General features: G+C 39.2%; 17 protein-coding genes. All 17 read right to left on the minus strand.

Annotated features, from left to right (window positions below; translation table 11 throughout):
* Positions 1 to 96 precede the first annotated feature (96 nt).
* Positions 97 to 648, minus strand: coding sequence for a YqfB family membrane protein (locus tag AC4G3N_RS05125; RefSeq protein ID WP_490551113.1), 552 nt, complete (start codon positions 646 to 648; stop codon positions 97 to 99).
* 37 nt (positions 649 to 685) lie between these two features.
* Positions 686 to 1684 (minus strand): flotillin-like protein FloA, encoded by a 999-nt coding sequence (gene floA, locus AC4G3N_RS05130; protein WP_066105247.1) that lies wholly within the window; start codon positions 1682 to 1684, stop codon positions 686 to 688.
* Between the two features lie 31 nt (positions 1685 to 1715).
* Entirely contained in the window at positions 1716 to 3032 is a 1317-nt protein-coding gene (locus tag AC4G3N_RS05135; protein WP_490558388.1) for an NfeD family protein, read from the minus strand.
* Between the two features lie 153 nt (positions 3033 to 3185).
* Positions 3186 to 3635 carry a GatB/YqeY domain-containing protein gene (locus tag AC4G3N_RS05140; RefSeq protein ID WP_066105252.1) on the minus strand — a complete coding sequence of 150 codons (450 nt, stop codon included), beginning with the start codon at positions 3633 to 3635 and terminating at the stop codon, positions 3186 to 3188.
* Between the two features lie 15 nt (positions 3636 to 3650).
* Entirely contained in the window at positions 3651 to 3824 is a 174-nt protein-coding gene (gene rpsU / locus AC4G3N_RS05145; protein ID WP_066105253.1) for a 30S ribosomal protein S21, read from the minus strand.
* A 240-nt stretch (positions 3825 to 4064) separates the two neighbouring features.
* Positions 4065 to 5417, minus strand: a complete 1353-nt coding sequence (mtaB, locus tag AC4G3N_RS05150; protein WP_148630182.1) for a tRNA (N(6)-L-threonylcarbamoyladenosine(37)-C(2))-methylthiotransferase MtaB — start codon at positions 5415 to 5417, stop codon at positions 4065 to 4067.
* Between the two features lie 5 nt (positions 5418 to 5422).
* Positions 5423 to 6169, minus strand: a complete 747-nt coding sequence (locus tag AC4G3N_RS05155) for a 16S rRNA (uracil(1498)-N(3))-methyltransferase (protein ID WP_491089840.1) — start codon at positions 6167 to 6169, stop codon at positions 5423 to 5425.
* 202 nt (positions 6170 to 6371) lie between these two features.
* Positions 6372 to 7310: a 50S ribosomal protein L11 methyltransferase gene (gene prmA, locus AC4G3N_RS05160; protein ID WP_066105262.1), complete on the minus strand. Its 939-nt coding sequence runs from the start codon at positions 7308 to 7310 to the stop codon at positions 6372 to 6374.
* Between the two features lie 21 nt (positions 7311 to 7331).
* The gene (dnaJ, locus tag AC4G3N_RS05165; RefSeq protein ID WP_066105265.1) at positions 7332 to 8453 is read right to left on the minus strand and encodes a molecular chaperone DnaJ; all 1122 of its coding nucleotides are present in this window, start codon (positions 8451 to 8453) and stop codon (positions 7332 to 7334) included.
* A gap of 156 nt (positions 8454 to 8609) precedes the next feature.
* Entirely contained in the window at positions 8610 to 10436 is a 1827-nt protein-coding gene (gene dnaK / locus AC4G3N_RS05170) for a molecular chaperone DnaK (RefSeq protein WP_066105268.1), read from the minus strand.
* A gap of 42 nt (positions 10437 to 10478) precedes the next feature.
* Entirely contained in the window at positions 10479 to 11060 is a 582-nt protein-coding gene (gene grpE / locus AC4G3N_RS05175) for a nucleotide exchange factor GrpE (RefSeq protein ID WP_066105271.1), read from the minus strand.
* Between the two features lie 63 nt (positions 11061 to 11123).
* Positions 11124 to 12158, minus strand: coding sequence for a heat-inducible transcriptional repressor HrcA (hrcA, locus tag AC4G3N_RS05180; protein WP_066105273.1), 1035 nt, complete (start codon positions 12156 to 12158; stop codon positions 11124 to 11126).
* A 115-nt stretch (positions 12159 to 12273) separates the two neighbouring features.
* Positions 12274 to 13404, minus strand: a complete 1131-nt coding sequence (hemW, locus tag AC4G3N_RS05185) for a radical SAM family heme chaperone HemW (protein ID WP_066105276.1) — start codon at positions 13402 to 13404, stop codon at positions 12274 to 12276.
* A 97-nt stretch (positions 13405 to 13501) separates the two neighbouring features.
* On the minus strand, positions 13502 to 15337 hold the full coding sequence (gene lepA, locus AC4G3N_RS05190; protein WP_066105279.1) for a translation elongation factor 4: 1836 nt from the start codon (positions 15335 to 15337) through the stop codon (positions 13502 to 13504).
* Positions 15338 to 15496: 159 nt separating this feature from the next.
* A complete protein-coding gene (locus AC4G3N_RS05195; protein WP_066105283.1) occupies positions 15497 to 15829 on the minus strand; it encodes a DUF3679 domain-containing protein in 333 nt (110 codons plus the stop codon).
* A gap of 25 nt (positions 15830 to 15854) precedes the next feature.
* Positions 15855 to 17027, minus strand: a complete 1173-nt coding sequence (gene spoIIP, locus AC4G3N_RS05200; RefSeq protein WP_140462001.1) for a stage II sporulation protein P — start codon at positions 17025 to 17027, stop codon at positions 15855 to 15857.
* A gap of 71 nt (positions 17028 to 17098) precedes the next feature.
* Complete coding sequence (gene gpr, locus AC4G3N_RS05205; RefSeq protein WP_175354282.1) at positions 17099 to 18190, minus strand: GPR endopeptidase; 1092 nt, start codon at positions 18188 to 18190, stop codon at positions 17099 to 17101.
* Positions 18191 to 18341: the final 151 nt, after the last annotated feature.

The raw sequence follows: 18341 nt of genomic DNA on the forward strand, positions 1-18341 counted from the left end.
ATCTATGTAATTCTGGAAAAATTTCATTTTTAACAATAAAAAAACTGCAGACGAAAACTTCAAAAAGTTTCTGTCTGCAGGCACTATAAGTAACTTTTATCTAATCTGTTTCCTTTTTGAACGGGGAGGACCCAATATTTCTGACATAACAAACGCTTCCTGCAGGTTGATATTCCGTACATCAAATCCCTGTTTAGAAGGCTTAACATGTCTTTCTGTTGCTTGTTTTACTGCTTTTTGAACTATTGGCTTGAATTCCCTCGGGACAATTACATCAACCGGGGTTTCCTTTATAACAACCGGCTTCTCAGCTTGCTGTACTTTCTTCTTCTGAGCTTCGTACTGCTCCTTTATTGTTTGAGCAAGAGAGGTTGCTTCTCTTTGCAAATCAGGATGCCCGCTTAATTTCTTTTTAATTTCTCTTTCGCGTTCCTGGATTTTTTTCCGGATATCATCATCCTGTTTCCCCCCAATAGGTTGTGATTGTCCCTTAACAGGTTCACTTTTGTTTATTGGAGGAGATGTATATTTTCTATTTTGCGTTTCATCAGGCTTCTCTGTACCTTTATCCCTTTGAAAGAACCAGCTTATTAAAGTTATAATCAAAAACAGGATAATGGGATTATCCCATATAGCTCCCATACTCATGGGCAGGACCTCCTTTCCCAGCAATCAGATAGGGAAATTATTCATCATCTGTATTTCGATCATCCTTGTTGGCTTTGCTTATGGATTCTCTCATATGTGTATCAGATGCAAGGTTTTGATAGTTCATATAATCCATAACGCCCATATTCCCCGCTTTGAAAGCTTGAGCCATTGCAAGCGGTACTTCGGCTTCAGACTCAACAACTTTTGCACGCATTTCTTCTACTCTTGCTTTCATCTCTTGTTCTTGTGCAATCGCCATAGCACGGCGCTCTTCAGCTTTTGCTTGCGCAATTTTTTTATCTGCTTCTGCTTGTTCTGTTTGCAGCTCTGCACCAATATTTTTGCCGATATCCACATCAGCTATATCAATAGATAAAATCTCAAATGCTGTTCCGGCATCTAGACCTTTACTTAAGACAGTTTGAGAGATACGTTCCGGATTTTCCAACACAGTTGTATGACTTTCACTGGAACCAATGGTGGAGATTACACCCTCACCAACCCTCGCGATAACAGTCTCTTCACCTGCACCCCCAACCAAACGCTCAATATTGGCACGTACAGTGATTCTAGCCTTTGCTTTAACCTCAATCCCATTAATAGCAACACCCGCAATAAACGGCGTTTCTATGACTTTAGGGTTAACACTCATTTGTACAGCTTCCAGCACATCACGTCCTGCAAGGTCAATAGCTGCACAACGTTCAAATGTCAAATCAATATTGGCACGATGAGCCGCAATTAGCGCATTAACAACCCGATCTACATTACCACCGGCTAGATAATGACTTTCCAGTTGATTCGTTGTTACATTTAGACCTGCTTTTGACGCTTTAATTAAAGGATTGATAACACGGCTTGGAGATACTCGACGCAATCTCATCCCAATCAATGTAAAGATGCTTACTCTCACTCCTGAAGCGATCGCTGAAATCCAAAGCATAACTGGTACAAAAGTGAATAGTACTGCCAATAAAATGATAACTAAAGCAATGCCCACAAGAGCAAAAATAGATGCTGATGTTAATACCATTTGTTTATAACTCCCTTCATACTTCTAATTATTATGAATCTAATGGTCGTACTACTATACGGGAACCTTCTGTTTTAATTACTTTGACATGCGTTCCCTTCGTTACAAAACTACCTTCACTTACCACGTCAATTCTTTCCCCTTCAAGCGAGAGTGTTCCAGAAGGACGCAGGTCAGTGACAAGAACACCTACTTTTCCAACTAAATCATGACGATTAATATTGGAAACATATCCACTCTCCGTATTCGTAGAATCTGTGAGTATAATCCTATTAAAGGCTGTCATTTTCTTTCCAAATACTTTAATTAATATCACACTTGCTATAAATCCTGCAATCAATGCAATTAATATTGCGATTGCCATATGCTCCACATCCCCCGCAGCAAGAAAGAAGCTTGCTATAATTGCCATAAAACCAATAATTCCTACAATACCGCCAGGAAGGAATAATTCCAGTAATAGGAATGCTATTCCAACTATAAATAAGATTAACGGTTCATATCCGGCCAGACCTGATACCATATGTCCATAAAAAAACAATAACAGAGACGTAATACCGGCAAAACCAGGTAAGCCAAAACCAGGTGAATAAAGCTCAACGACAAGACCTATTGTGCCAATCGACAATAAAATAGGAATCACAATAGGATTCGTAAGGAAACGGGCTACTTTATCAGCAAAGCTTTCACCAAATTGAATTAATTCAGCTTTTTCATATCCCAGCGTTTTTAATAATTCCTTTTGATTTTCAACTGTACCTTCACTATAACCAACCTTTACAGCCTGGTTTGCTGTCAGCGTAAGCAGCTCTCCTTTTTCCGCTCCATACTCTGGCAAATCAATATCCTCATCAGCCATTGCTTTAGCATATAACGGATCTCTTCCACTTGATTCAGCAGCCTTTTGCATATTTGCAAGCCAATAGGATTGCGCTTTTTTATCAGCTGCATTACCATCAGATGTTATGACAGCAGCTGCACCCATTGTTGCACCGGGTACCATATAGATCTCATCAGCATTTAAAGAAATAAATGCACCGGCAGATAGGGCTCGGTTATTAACAAAGGCTATTGTTTTTAATTTAGTATTTGCAAATGTTTCACCGATCTCATCTGCTGCATCTACCGCCCCGCCAGGTGTATTAATATCGAATATAATCGCTTCTGCCCCATCTTTCTCAGCGGTTGCTATTGCTCTTTTCAGGAAGTTAGATAGACCTTTTTCCACCTCATTTTGCAGAGGGACTATGTATACTTTATCAGTATTCGCATTTCCTGACGGCGGACCTGCAATTCCAATTAAAAAAAATGCAAAGATGATCATAATTGACCACCATCTTTTCCTCATACCTGTTCACCCCTCCTTTCTTCTCCATTTTTGACGTCTTAATTCATTATACGTTATTTACATGCATAAGTTTCACAATACTTTGATATTCATCATATAATTAATTTACGGGATATAAAAAACCCGCAATTAAAATTGCGGGTTTTAAACGTCTTATTTTGTAAGATTTTGCAGTACAAGTTTATTGACTAAAGATCCATCAGCTTTACCCTTCACTTTTGGCATGACTGCGGACATTACTTTGCCCATGTCAGCCTTGGAAGTGGCATTCGTCTCGGCAATCGCTTGAGTAACAATCGCATTTAACTCATCCTCGGATAATTGCTGTGGCAAATATGCCTCGACAATCTCGATTTCTGATTGAAGCTTTTCGACCAAATCTTGGCGTCCTGCTTTATCAAATTCCTGGAGGGAGTCTTTGCGTTGCTTTAATTCGCGAGAAAGTACGGTTAACTCTTCATCTTCGGATAATTCTTGTTTACCAAGCTTTATTCCTTCATTTTGAAGAGAAGCCTTCACCATTCGGATGACGGAGAGCTTGTCTTTTTCTCTGTTCTTCATAGCTTGTTTCATATCGCTGTTTAAACGCTCAACAAGACTCATTTAAGGGCACCTCTTTTAGAACTTGCGTTTTCTCGCAGCTTCAGACTTTTTCTTACGTTTTACACTAGGTTTTTCATAGAATTCGCGCTTTCTTACTTCCTGCATAGTACCTTGCTTGGAAACTGTGCGTTTGAAGCGTCGAAGAGCATCTTCAAGCGATTCGTTTTTCTTAACGACTGTTTTAGACATCTCTTTCCCTCCCTCCGAGCACAACAACTCTAATTTCCTACACATAGAAGGAAACCATGTACCTTCAAATTATAATATATGTGTCGTTCAAGGTCAACTGTTATTCCTATAATCGTGTAGGTTAATTGAATGATATTTATAATTGAGATTTAAACTCTCCAATCTTCCTATCTATATATACCTCATTTTAAAAAAATAAAAACGGGCTGACGCAATCTGCACCAGCCCCACTGCCTAATATTATGAATTAACTACAGCTTGTTCGACCATATCATCCATCACACGGACAAATTGTCCTTCATTGTATGGATATCCGGCTTTTGTAATTTTTACTTTCACAATCTTTCCAACCATATCTTCCGTTGCAGGGAACACGACTTTCAAATAGTTATCTGAATATCCTTGATAGAGTCCTTTTGTCTTTCCATCTTCATATAGTTCCTCTGGAATCACTTCTAGAACTTCATTTTCATAGCTGGAAGCATATTCTTTCGCAATTTGCTCAGATAGTGAAATCAAGCGATGCACTCGATCGTTTTTAACATCCTCATCCACTTGATCTTCCATGCGGGCAGCTGGTGTACCAGTACGTTTGGAATAAGGGAATACATGCAGTTCAGAGAAACGATGATCTTTAATGAAATTATATGTTTCCATAAACTCTTCCTCTGTTTCACCAGGGAACCCAACAATCACATCTGATGTAACCGCTAAGTCAGGAAGTACTTCACGCAATCTTTCCAGTCTTTCTGCAAAGAATTCAGTAGAATACTTACGACGCATACGTTTAAGGACCGTATTAGAAGCTGATTGTATCGGAATATGCAAGTGAGGCACTACTTTATCAGACTCACGCAATACTTCAATCACTTCATCTGTTATTTGAGAGGCTTCAATGGATGAAATACGAATTCGTTTCAAACCTGCCACTTTTTGATCGAGTTCTCTCAATAGCATAGCGAGATTATAATCCTTCAAGTCTTCACCATAACCACCTGTATGAATACCTGTCAGGACAATTTCTTTATAGCCCGCTGCGACAAGCTGCTGAGCTTGACGAATAACTTCCTGCGGATCACGGGAGCGCAGCAATCCGCGCGCCCAAGGAATAATACAGAATGTACAGAAGTTATTACATCCTTCCTGAATTTTCAGGGAAGCACGCGTACGATCTGTAAAAGCAGGTACATCCATTTCTTCATAAACTCTCGTTTTCATGATATTTCTTACGCCATTAATAGGCTGTCTTTCAGTTAAATACGTATCGATATAACCTATTAATTTATCACGGTCCTGCGTTCCAACAACTATGTCCACTCCTGGAATCGCCATAATTTCTGCCGGTGAGGTTTGTGCATAACAACCCGTTACACAAATAACAGCATCAGGATTCTTACGCACTGCCCTGCGAATAATCTGCCGGCTTTTTTTATCTCCTGTATTCGTAACAGTACATGTATTAATAACATAAACATCCGAGCGTTGTTCAAAATCGACTCTTTCATATCCTGAAGCTTGAAACAGCTGCCATATCGCTTCTGTCTCATAATGATTCACTTTACATCCTAATGTATGGAACGCTACAGTTGCCATTCCCTTCACCTCGCTAATTCTAATTGATAAGATATGGCTGACAATGCGTATAAAGGAGCAGTCTCTGTACGTAAAATACGCGGTCCAAGACTGCATGTTTGAAAGCCATTTTCTAAAAGTTGATTCACTTCCGCGGTATCCAAGCCGCCTTCAGGGCCAAATACCATTAAAAGAGACTGCCCTGGTACCATCCCTCTAATTGTTTTCGCCAATTGCGAAGATTCCCCTTGCTTAGCGTCTTCTTCATAAGCAACTAGCTTATAATCATAGCTTTCAGCAAGATCTAACAATCTGCGAATATCTACAGGATCGTAAACACTGGGTATTTCAGTACGATGGGATTGTTCTGCAGCTTCCTTCGCTATTTTCCGAAGCCGTTCTGTTTTCTTTGTAGCTTTTTTAGAATCCCATTTTACAATAGAACGAGTTGCATTAAAAGGGATAAAGGTATTTGCACCCAATTCTGTCCCTTTTTGGATAATCAATTCTAGTTTATCCCCTTTAGGCAAACCGTTCACAATGGTAACTTGAATGGGCAGTTCTTTTGTTCCTTCTATCCAATCAATAATGCGGCCAGTCAGAGCTTTATCTTGAATGGATTCAATTTTGACGATCGCCGTTTTTTTATCAATAACTCCATAAAATGTATCACCTGGATTCATTCGCATGACCCGGGTCATATGGTGAAAATCATCTCCGGTTATCGTTACTTCAAATTGATTTTCTAATTTCTCAATAAAATATCTCTGCATGGCCTGCACCTTTCTATCCTTAAAATCAATAACGCCTAAAGCATTATTGCGGCGGAAAAACGTTTAGGCTCCTGCCTAATAATCCCTTACGAAATTCCGGTCTTCCGCTAGAGTCCTTAACTTAAGTATAGTGGGAGTTTGAACTCCCACTATACTCTAACATCCACCTTGATGTGGTGATTTCACTTAAAACAAGTAATACTTATAATTTACGAGCTGTAATGGAGACCCAGTCTTCCATTGTCATGACATCCTCAATTACAAGTCCGGCTTTCTGAATAGCTTCTTCCACTTCCCGGCGTTTTTGCTGGATGATGCCGGAAGATATAAAGGTTCCGCCTGGTTTAAGCACTCTGGCTACATCTTCTGTACAACGTACAATAATTTCAGCCAATATATTAGCTACCACTATATCTGCTTCAAATTCAATTCCTTTTAAAAGGTCATTTTGTTTAATTGTAACTTTATCATGTACCTTATTTAATTTACAATTCACCCTGGCACTGTTCACAGCTACCTCATCCAGATCAAGCGCCAAAATAGACTCGGCGCCAAATTTAGCAGCAGTGATTGTAAGTACCCCTGAACCAGTCCCTACATCAATGACCTTCATCCCAGGTTTGACTGTTTTCTCAAGTGCTTGAATACAAAGTACAGTTGTAGGATGTGTACCTGTGCCGAATGCCATGCCTGGATCCAATTCAATAATTTTTTCGTCTGTATGAACCGGAGTGTATTCCTCCCACGTCGGAACGATTGTGACTTGTTCCGAAATCTTGACTGGATGGTAATACTTTTTCCATGCAGTGGACCATTCTTCCTCATTAACCTCACTGATGGTTACTTTATTATGACCTAGATCGATATCATATTTTATTAGATTATTGATAAGGTCCTTAATGCCATCTACTGTGTCACCAAGGAAACTTGTGACAGGGAGATAAGCTTTAATAAGTACGCCTTCTTCAGGAAAATCAGCAGGATTAAGTTGATAGATTTCTCCGAATACATTCTCCCTTTCACGAACCAATTCAAGCGGATCTTCAATCACTACCCCGCTTGCACCAGCCTCATGTAATATATTCGATATTGGTTCGATCGCTTCATTCGTTGTATGAATACATAATTCGGACCATTTCATTTTCTACCAACTCCTACCTGTTTATTCACCTTTGATTGCTCTTTTAACTTTCGAAAAAAAACCTTCATCATGTTCATCTAATTGTCCTTGACCACTGATTTCAGCAAATTCGCGAATTAATTCTTTTTGTTTATCGGATAATTTGGTTGGCGTTACAACTAAAATACGGATGTGCTGATCACCTTGACCATATCCTCTAACGTTAGGAACACCTTTTCCTTTTAAGCGGAAGCGAGTACCTGTTTGTGTTCCAGCCGGCACTTTCAGTTTCACTTTACCATGCATGGTTGGAACTTCAATTTCATCACCCAATGCAGCCTGTGCAAAGGTAATAGGCATTTCACAGTAAATATCGTCACCATCACGCTCAAAGAATTCATGCGGTCTGATTTGGAACACAACAAACAAGTCTCCCGGAGGGCCGCCATTAATACCAGGTTCACCTTTACCAGGAACACGTAATTGTTGACCATCATCAACACCTGCAGGTACTTTGATTTGAATTTTATTCCGTTTTTTCACAGAACCTTTACCGTGACAGGTAGCACATTTCTGCTTAATAATTTTTCCTGTACCACTGCAATGTTGACATACTCTGCGGTTCACAATTCGTCCGAATGGAGTATTTTGTTCTACATTTAATTGGCCTGTACCATTACAGTGAGAACATGTTTCCGGTTTTGTGCCAGGTTTTGCTCCTGACCCTTTACATGTATCACACTCTTCCTCTTTCGGTATTTCAATGGTCGTTTCTGTACCAAATACAGCTTCATCAAATGATAATGTCATTGTATATTGCAGGTCTGCACCTTGACGGGGAGCATTTGGATCTCTTCTTCCCCCTCCGCCAAAGAAAGAATTGAATATATCTTCAAAACCACCGAAGCCTTCGAAACCAGCTCCGCCTCCACCAAATCCCTGTGTTGGATCTTCGTGGCCAAATTGATCATATCTCGCTTTCTTTTGATCATCGCTTAACACTTCATAAGCTTCCTGGATCTCTTTAAATTTTTCCGTAGCATCTGCTGCTTTATTGAGGTCAGGATGATATTGCTTGGAAAGGCGGCGATATGCTTTTTTTATCTCATCCTTCGAGGCATTTTTGCCAACCCCCAACACCTCATAATAATCCCGTTTGCTCATTCCTCACACTCCTGATTCTATATAATCCGTCGTTTCACATAAAAATCATTGTACCACTTGACTAAGCTGCGGCGCAATATAAACAGAAAATGTCCAATTTGTTAAAAAAAGTCAAAGTCAAGGAGATCCTGACTTTGACTTTTTTACGTTCAATCATTATTTTTTGTCGTCGTCAACTTCAGTAAATTCTGCATCTACGACATCATCAGCCTTGCCCGCACCATCTTGACCTGGTTGTTGTTGCGCAGCTTGAGCAGCTTGCTCATAAAGTTTCACGCTAAGAGCTTGCACAATTTCCTGCAATGCTTCTTTTTTCTCTTTCATTTCAGCAAGATCATTCTTCTCAATTGCTGCTTTTAAAGCATCTTTAGCTTCTGTTGCTTTTTGAACTTCAGCTTCTTCTACTTTACCTTCAAGATCTTTTAATGTTTTTTCTGTTTGGAATACTAAAGCATCAGATTCGTTACGTAATTCAGCTTCTTCCTTACGTTTTTTATCTGCTTCTGCATTTTCTTCCGCTTCTTTAACCATGCGATCGATTTCTTCATCGCTTAAGCTTGTAGCTGATTGAATCGTAATCGCCTGCTCTTTATTTGTACCAAGATCTTTTGCACGTACATTAACGATACCGTTATTATCAATATCGAACGTTACTTCAATTTGCGGGATTCCGCGTGGTGCCGGTGGAATATCAGTCAATTGGAAGCGACCAAGCGTTTTGTTATCTGCTGCCATTTGACGTTCCCCTTGAAGAACATGGATATCTACTGCTGTTTGGTTATCAGCTGCTGTAGAGAAAATTTGAGATTTGCTAGTTGGGATTGTTGTATTACGGTCGATTAAACGAGTAAATACTCCACCCATTGTTTCAATACCAAGAGATAAAGAAGTTACATCAAGTAATACAACATCTTTAACGTCACCGGAGATAACTCCACCTTGGATTGCTGCACCCATAGCAACAACTTCATCAGGGTTTACCCCTTTATGAGGCTCTTTACCAGTTTCTTTTTTAATTGCTTCCTGAACAGCAGGAATACGAGTAGAACCACCAACTAAGATAACTTTATCAATCTCAGCCGGAGACAAGCCTGCATCACGAAGAGCTTGGCGAGTAGGTCCCATTGTTCTTTCTACTAAAGAAGCAGTGATTTCATCGAATTTCGCGCGTGTTAATGTTAAATCCATGTGCAATGGACCTGCTTCACCCGCAGTGATGAACGGCAAGGAAATTTGTGTAGATGTTACACCTGACAAATCTTTTTTCGCTTTTTCAGCAGCGTCTTTCAAACGTTGAAGAGCCATTTTATCTTTAGATAGATCGATTCCATTTTCTTTGCGGAATTCTTCGATTAAATATTCCATTACTGCGTTATCGAAGTCATCTCCACCCAAACGTGCGTCACCAGCTGTTGAGCGTACTTCGAATACACCGTCACCTAGCTCAAGGATGGATACGTCAAATGTACCGCCGCCAAGGTCGAATACAAGGATTTTTTGATCTTCTTCAGTTTTATCCAAACCATACGCTAATGCAGCAGCAGTTGGTTCGTTGATAATACGTTCTACTTCTAAACCAGCGATACGGCCAGCATCTTTTGTTGCTTGACGTTCAGCATCGTTAAAGTAAGCAGGTACTGTAATAACAGCTTTTGTTACTTTTTCTCCCAGGTATTCTTCAGCATAGGATTTTAAATATTGAAGAATAATCGCAGATACTTCTTGTGGAGAGTAATCTTTTCCTTCGATATTTACTGAGTAATCTGTACCCATATGGCGTTTGATGGAGCTGATCGTATTCAGGTTTGTGATAGCTTGGCGTTTCGCTACTTCCCCAACTTGACGTTCTCCGTTTTTAAATGCAACAACAGATGGAGTGGTTCTATTACCTTCTGGATTTGGAATAACTTTTGGTTCTCCGCCTTCTAATACGGATACACAAGAGTTGGTAGTTCCTAAGTCAATACCAATAATTTTACTCATTTACTTTTTACCTCCCATTAATTATGTAGCCTATGTGTTTGATTACTGATTCACTTTAACCATTGATGGTCGAATAACCCGGTCTTTTAATTTATAACCCTTTTGGAATTCTTCCACAATGATATTTGAACCGTATTCTTCGTTATTGTCCTGCATAATCGCTTGATGAACATGAGGGTCGAATTCTTGACCTACTGATTCGATTACCTCTACACCTTCTTCTTTCAAGGCAGATAAAATACTTGTTAAAACCATATTCATTCCTTGAAGAAGCGGTTTTGTTTCATCTGTTTCAGTTGTACTATTTATCGCCCTATCAAAATTATCTAAAGCAGGCAAAAGATTTGTTACAAGAGATTGAGCTCTATATTTTTGCGCTGCTTCAGCATCCAATTTAACACGGCGGCGATAGTTATCAAAATCTGCATAAAGACGAACATATTTTGCTTCAGCTTCCTGCAATTTCTTTTCTAGTTCAGCTACTTTGCTATCCCCATCATTTTCGGAAGCTTCCTCAACAGGTTCACTTGTTTCAGTGGTTTCCTCAGAGGCTGTATCATTCATTTTATTTTCTTCTGCTTCATCAAATATTTCTTCAATATTATCTTGATTTTTTTCAGACACTGCTTCTCACCTCCCTGAAAGTGTTGTTCTATATACGTTAAAGCAGTATTACTACTATTACCGTTACTTTTTATTTTGATACTGTTTTGTCAGCATCTCAGTTAAGTCATTCGCAAAAAATGACAATAAACTCATCACTCTGGAATAATCCATCCGAGTAGGTCCAAGAATAGCTATAGTTCCAAGATTCTCGTCTCCAATGGAGTAGGTAGTGCTGATAATACTGCAGTTTTCAAGCGCCATATTATTATTTTCGGTGCCTATTTTCACATTGATTCCTTCATGTGTTTTACTGACCAACTCATACAAGTCTCTTCCCTGTTCCATGATTTTAAAAATTGCCTTTACTTTTTCAATATCATGAAATTCAGGCTGGCTTAGCATATTCGCCTTACCGCCAAAGAAAAGTTTCTCGTTCTCCGGCAATTGCAGAGATGTTGCTAGCATTTGCAGAACCATATCATAATTTGTAATATGCTGTTTTAATAATACAGCTACTTCCCTGAAAATCTTATCTTTAAGCTGCACCAATGGTACACCGCTCAAGCGATCATTCAGGATATTTACCACTCTCTCCATTTCATTCATATCAAATCCTGGAGGAAGATAAATCATTTTATTTTCAACATGACCAGTATCCGTCACGATGATAGCAATTGCCTTATTTGTATCAAGCGGTACAATTTGGATTCGACGTAAGTGATTTTCTAAAACAGCAGGTCCAAGCATAATCGCCGTATAATTCGTAATTTCGGATAGTATGCCGGCAGAACGTTGCACTATCTTCTCTAACTCAAATAATCTCTCTTTAAAAACAGATTTAAGCTTAAGAACATCATCCTTTTGCAGCTGCTGAGGTGAAACAAGATGATCCACATAGTACCGATACCCTTTTTCAGAGGGAATACGCCCTGAAGAGGTATGTGTTTTTTCGAGATACCCCATTTCCTCTAAATCAGCCATTTCATTTCTGATTGTGGCAGAACTTAGCGAAATGCCTTCTTTTTTGGAAATATTTCTGGACCCCACAGGTTGGGCGGTAGAAATAAAATCATCGATGATCACCTGTAAAATTGCCAGTTGTCTATTTGTTAACATCGATAATCACCCCTGTTAGCACTCTTTACTACTGAGTGCTAAGTCTATAAATAAAGTAACAAAACCGTCGTTATGTGTCAACGGTTATGATTATGTTTTCTCTCTCATTTTTAAACTATAATAAAAATGCCTGGAACACTTCGTTCCCCATTAATTTACCCGGATGTGTCAGTCGGACTCTTCCGTTTACCAACTCCAATAACCCCTCTGAAACCATTCTTTTTATTGTTTCCCCAAATACGTCATTTATGTTTACAGAAAATCTCTTTTGGAAATGTTCCAGAGAAACTCCCTCCATTTTTCTAAGCCCCAAAAACATCTCTTCTTCCATTTGTTCCTTTCGCGTAACGGTTGCTTGCTCAACGATCGGCTTCCTGCCATCCTGAATAGCATTCATATATTTCTTCAAGGGTCCATGATTATGATAACGGACAGCATCGAGGTATCCATGAGCACCAGCACCAAGACCATAGTATTCTTCATTGTTCCAATATACGAGGTTATGCCTGCTTTCAAATCCTTTTTTTGCAAAATTTGAAATCTCATATTGATTGTAGCCCACTTCTACTAAACGTTCCATGACATATTCATACATAGTAGCCTCAGCATCCTCACCCGGTAAGGATAATTTACCTTTATTGAGCATGATATAAAACACAGTCTTCGGTTCAATAATTAAAGAGTAAGCTGAAAAATGCGGAAGATTTAATTGTAAAGCGCGATCTACTGTATCCTCTAAATCACTGAGTGTTTGACCGGGCAAGGAATAAATCAAGTCAATGCTAATGTTGTCAAAACCTTCTTCTCTTGCCATATCAATGGTCTCATACACATCTTTGACATTGTGCGCACGGCCAATCTTTTTCAATAGTTCTTCGTTGAATGATTGAACACCCAGACTTAATCGGTTGACGCCTGCTTCCTTCATAATTCTCAATTTATCCTTTGACAAATCACCTGGATTGGCCTCAACTGTGTATTCATACCCTGGCGCAAGCGTAACTTTTTCTTTCATGGAAAATAACAATTGTTCCAGCTGCAGAGGTTCTAAAGCAGATGGAGTACCTCCCCCAATAAAAACAGTGGATAAGGGTTCATTTTGAGACAGATTATATAAATCCATCTCAGTCAATAATGTTTGGATATATTCATCCACCGGCTGGTTCTGAATAAAAAATTTATTAAAATCACAGTAGTGACATATTTGTGTACAAAATGGAATGTGGATATATAAACTTTTAACCAATTCCAACACCCCTTTCTAAGATCGAAAAAAAACGTTATATCTATCATAATAAAATAGAGGCCAGAACAAAAATGTCTGGCCTGCTTTTCTTACTATTTTATTTTTTTGAATTGGAGTCATCCATCTTCAGAACTGCCATAAACGCTTCTTGCGGAACTTCTACAGAACCAACTTGTTTCATGCGTTTTTTACCTTCTTTTTGTTTCTCTAATAGTTTACGTTTACGTGAAATATCTCCACCGTAACATTTTGCAAGTACATTCTTCCTCATTGCTTTAATCGAAGAACGTGCAATGATTTTATTGCCGATTGCTGCCTGTATAGGCACCTCAAATTGTTGTCGAGGAATAAGCTCCTTCAACTTTTCTACAATAATTTTTCCACGCTCATATGCAAAGTCTCTATGAACGATAAAGCTCAATGCATCAACGGTTTCACCGTTTAATAAGATGTCCATTTTAACCAGTTTAGATTCTTGGTAGCCAATTAACTCATAGTCAAAAGATGCATATCCTTTTGTATTTGATTTTAATTGGTCAAAGAAATCATAAACAATTTCGGATAATGGCAGTTCATAAATGATAGTTACGCGGTTCTCATCAGCATATTGCATATCGATGAAATTCCCACGCTTCATTTGACAAAGCTCCATAATTGCACCGACAAAATCATTTGGTGCCATCAAGGTAGCTTTTACATATGGCTCCTCAATACTTTCAATCTTTTGCGGGTCAGGCATGTTAGATGGATTATCGATATTAATCTCACTGCCATCTGTCATCTTAACCTTATAAATTACGCTTGGTGCCGTTGTAATCAAATCAATATTAAATTCACGTTCAATTCTTTCCTGGATAATTTCCATATGCAATAATCCAAGGAATCCGCAACGGAAACCAAATCCAAGCGCCTGAGAGGTTTCTGGTTCATATTGCAAGGAAGAATCGTTTAGCTCCAGTTTTTCAAGTGCTTCACGTAAATCGTTAAATTTTGCTGTATCAATTGGATATAGACCGCAATAAACCATCGGATTCATACGGCGATACCCCGGTAATGGTTCTGTTGCTCCATTTTTAGCATTGGTGATTGTGTCCCCGACTTGTGTATCGCCGACATTTTTAATGGCAGCTGTCAGGAATCCAACATCTCCTACTGTTAGTTCATCGCATAGAGTTGCTTTTGGAGTATGGACACCCACCTCGAGAACTTCAAATTCCTTACCTGTCGCCATCATTCTGATCTTATCACCCGGTTTTACCGTACCCTCCATCACTCGAATGGATACGATGACTCCACGATATGCATCATAGATTGAATCAAAAATCAATGCTTTCAGAGGAGCTTCGGGATCTCCAGTTGGAGCAGGTACTTTTTCCGCAATTTGTTCGAGGATTTCTTCAATCCCGATACCAGCTTTAGCAGAGGCAAGAACAGCTTCAGATGCATCCAGCCCAATTACATCTTCAATCTCACCACGAACGCGTTCCGGGTCAGCACTAGGCAAATCTATTTTATTAATGATTGGCAAGATCTCCAAATCATTGTCTAATGCCAAATAAACATTGGCCAAAGTTTGCGCTTCGATTCCCTGTGCAGCATCGACCACTAGCACAGCACCTTCACAAGCTGCCAAACTTCTGGATACTTCATACGTGAAATCCACGTGTCCCGGAGTATCAATTAAATGGAAAATATATTCCTCGCCGTCTTTCGCCTTATATTTCAATTGAACAGCATTCAATTTGATTGTTATTCCGCGCTCTCTTTCCAAATCCATGGAATCAAGAAGCTGGTCTTTCATCTCTCTGGAAGTAAGAGCATTCGTTTTTTCTAATATTCTGTCCGCTAATGTCGATTTCCCATGGTCAATATGAGCAATAATCGAAAAGTTACGGATTTTACTTTGTCGTTTTAGCCGTTCCTGATTATTCATTCTGTTCACTCCTGTTACTTTCAAAACACAGATATTACTGATTATAGCAGAAATAAATTCAAACCGTAAACGGTTTAGGAGAAATGAGGGAATTAAATAGATAAATAAAGAAAGCTCGCGGAGTTTTAATCAGCTCCGTACGAGCTCGCTTGGATTATATTATTCATCTGAAATCATTCCTGCCATCCCTTTAAATAAACTTGTTAAGGTATCAGATATGCCTTTCCCTGCACTGGATAAAACATTAAATGCCTTCCATTCTTCCATTTCCTTTTTCTTTTCCTCCAGGTCAGTTGTCGAAACCTGATTTCCGAGAACCGTAGCGTTAATGTCTCCGTCATCCTGTTTATCAATTGTAAAGGCTTCATACATTTTTGGATCATCATATCCCTGCATTTTTTTCATATTTTGATTGGCCAGCTGCATTCCCAGGATGACCCCAAAGAGAAGGAGGAAAAGAAGCATACTTATTTTTAAAATAAATTTACCCATCTTGGCATTCTCCTTTATTTATTTCTCACTCTGCAGCATTTCCCTGTACTGGCTCGGCATCCCAATAATGCTCAGCTAATACATCAGCTAACACTTCCATTGAAGCATTTAATTCGTCCAATGTATTATCCACACCGCCAGCTTCAACTAACATGGCATTTCCGGATAAATCTTGATTAAACTTCCCATTCGTCCCCGCACCTCTTTTTTCAAAGACACCGCGACTTAAACCAGGATATTTTTCTGAAATTTTCTTGTGCATCTCCTCTGCCAACTTTAAGTTCTGTTCATAATTTGGATTTTCACCACCAATAATGAAGCATAATCTAGCATAAGCTTTTCCGTTAATTGAAATAGTCGTCACTTTTTTTCGCTGCGAATCACGGTGAACATCAATAAAATATTTCAAGTTTTTATCGTTAGCCATAACCTCTTGGACAAGACTTCGCGATTGGCTGTATGAACTGCCATATTGCAGCCCTTTCTTGTTCAATATGGCATTAACATCTGTTTTATCTACCTTGGTCCCAATGCCTTTCGCTTCAAGCGACTTCTTGAGCTTCTCACCGACAAGCGTGACATTTGCTTTTGAATGAAAGGCAGAATTAGGATTTGTCACACCTTTTAATAAAGGAAGATACGATTCCCTTGTATGTGAGAAATAGATGTACATCACTTCTTCTTTCGTTTTCTGAGTACCAGCCTGTTCTGGTTTAACAGGTTCTTCTTCATCCACGATTTCCTCAGTCTCTGTATCTTTTTCCATAGCTTCCTCTGATGGAGGAGACTCAATTGGCATATTTGTGTAATTAGTACCCTCACCTGCCACTAAAATCTCCCCATCAAACAAGGAATATCCCGGTAGCTCATGTCCCAATAAACTCCGTGGATCATTTAATGAGATATTTGTCAGTGATTGGAAAATCTGCCTCGAAACAGACTCTGTCTCCTCTTCGGGGAATGATTGCAAAAAGTACTTATTCCCTTGCCCTAAATACTTATATAAAATTTTACCGGGAACTTGTCCAGTCGCTTCATTCACCGAATCTGAACTTGGTCGAAATTCTGGTTTAAGCGATGTCAATAATCCGGTTACCAAAAATATAAAAACCATCGTAACAAGTATAATCAGTATGAAACGAATGATGGTGGCTGCTTGAAGTGCAACTACGACAAAACTAGGTTTTTTTGCTTTCATGGTTCCACCCTTTCAGAAGCATTCTAGTAAAATGTATGCTTTGATAGAGTAACTAGAACCATACTCGGAGATTAATGTGTGTAATAGCCTGTATTATCTTGATTTATGGCCTCATGCAGAGCTGCATTCATACCATTGGCTATCAAGTTTGCCATTTCCTCTATGAATACATCCACTTCCTTAGGCGTAACCATCAAATTATGTCCCAAAGGAGCGAGCACTTCACGAATCAGCATTCTCTTTTCCTCATCGGATAGTGTGCCTACAATACCAAGAAATGTCTTTTTGTGCTCTTCTTCCGGTAAGTCTTCTTCTGTTAATTTACGTTTCTTTCCAAATGTCATCCCGGCCGGAGCAAGAGCTCGGCGAGGACGGTCTCCCTCTTTTAATTCACGTCCAAAATGCTTCAATATATAATCAATTGTATCAGAGGTAATCGATACAGCATCCACCACTGTTGGTACACCAATCGAGATAACTGGCACTCCCAATGTTTCCTTACTAAGTTCTTTCCGTTTATTGCCCACACCAGATCCAGGATGAATTCCGGTATCTGTAATTTGAATGGTAGTATTTACACGTTCAATAGAACGAGCTGCCAGTGCATCAATAGCAATGATGAAATCAGGATGAATATTGTCTACGATTCCTTTAATAATATCGCTGGTTTCAATTCCCGTCACACCCATAACCCCTGGTGAGATGGCACTGACCGGACGAAATCCTTCAGAAACAGATTCAGGCTGAAATTTAAACAGATGCCTAGTTACGATTAAATTATCCGTTACCGTAGGACCAAGAGCATCCGGTGTTACATGCCAATTTCCCAATCCTACAACAAGACAATGTGCATCTTTTTTTAATCCAACTCTGTCTATTAGATAGGCCAGTTGTTTAGCAAACACAACCTCGACTTTTTTTTGCAGCTCAGAATCCTGCTCACGAATTCCTTGAACTTCCAGTGTTATGTAAAAGCCAGGCTTTTTTCCTACCTGTTTTTCGCCTTCTTTCGTTATTTCAACATGCGATAATTTAATCCCATCCATCTCTCGCTCTTTAAAAATTACACCTTCGATATTCGATGTGTCCGGTGCGTCAGATAGCGGAATAGCCAGTTCCCTAGCCTCAATAGCCAAATCAGTCCTTATTTGATACTGACTCATATCTAAATCTTTATTCAAATGATTACCCCCATGAAATGATCTTTAGGAGCTATTTTCCCCGTATTTCTTTCTTCTCATTCTTTTAATATGTAAAGAGCTTTGTTTAAACAGAAAAAACTACTTATCACTATGGTTTTTTTTGATTTGATGC

This window comes from Bacillus sp. z50, assembly GCF_058313585.1.

What these genes read in the sequence shown, in the direction of transcription:
- lepA (WP_066105279.1), bottom strand. Translation starts at nt 15,337, where the DNA reads ATGAATAATCAGGAACGGCTAAAACGACAAAGTAAAATCCGTAACTTT.
- AC4G3N_RS05140 (WP_066105252.1), bottom strand. Translation starts at nt 3,635, where the DNA reads ATGAGTCTTGTTGAGCGTTTAAACAGCGATATGAAACAAGCTATGAAG.
- AC4G3N_RS05135 (WP_490558388.1), bottom strand. Translation starts at nt 3,032, where the DNA reads ATGAGGAAAAGATGGTGGTCAATTATGATCATCTTTGCATTTTTTTTA.
- dnaK (WP_066105268.1), bottom strand. Translation starts at nt 10,436, where the DNA reads ATGAGTAAAATTATTGGTATTGACTTAGGAACTACCAACTCTTGTGTA.
- AC4G3N_RS05125 (WP_490551113.1), bottom strand. Translation starts at nt 648, where the DNA reads ATGAGTATGGGAGCTATATGGGATAATCCCATTATCCTGTTTTTGATT.
- dnaJ (WP_066105265.1), bottom strand. Translation starts at nt 8,453, where the DNA reads ATGAGCAAACGGGATTATTATGAGGTGTTGGGGGTTGGCAAAAATGCC.
- AC4G3N_RS05155 (WP_491089840.1), bottom strand. Translation starts at nt 6,169, where the DNA reads ATGCAGAGATATTTTATTGAGAAATTAGAAAATCAATTTGAAGTAACG.
- mtaB (WP_148630182.1), bottom strand. Translation starts at nt 5,417, where the DNA reads ATGGCAACTGTAGCGTTCCATACATTAGGATGTAAAGTGAATCATTAT.
- floA (WP_066105247.1), bottom strand. Translation starts at nt 1,684, where the DNA reads ATGGTATTAACATCAGCATCTATTTTTGCTCTTGTGGGCATTGCTTTA.
- AC4G3N_RS05195 (WP_066105283.1), bottom strand. Translation starts at nt 15,829, where the DNA reads ATGGGTAAATTTATTTTAAAAATAAGTATGCTTCTTTTCCTCCTTCTC.
- rpsU (WP_066105253.1), bottom strand. Translation starts at nt 3,824, where the DNA reads ATGTCTAAAACAGTCGTTAAGAAAAACGAATCGCTTGAAGATGCTCTT.
- prmA (WP_066105262.1), bottom strand. Translation starts at nt 7,310, where the DNA reads ATGAAATGGTCCGAATTATGTATTCATACAACGAATGAAGCGATCGAA.
- gpr (WP_175354282.1), bottom strand. Translation starts at nt 18,190, where the DNA reads ATGAGTCAGTATCAAATAAGGACTGATTTGGCTATTGAGGCTAGGGAA.
- spoIIP (WP_140462001.1), bottom strand. Translation starts at nt 17,027, where the DNA reads ATGAAAGCAAAAAAACCTAGTTTTGTCGTAGTTGCACTTCAAGCAGCC.
- hrcA (WP_066105273.1), bottom strand. Translation starts at nt 12,158, where the DNA reads ATGTTAACAAATAGACAACTGGCAATTTTACAGGTGATCATCGATGAT.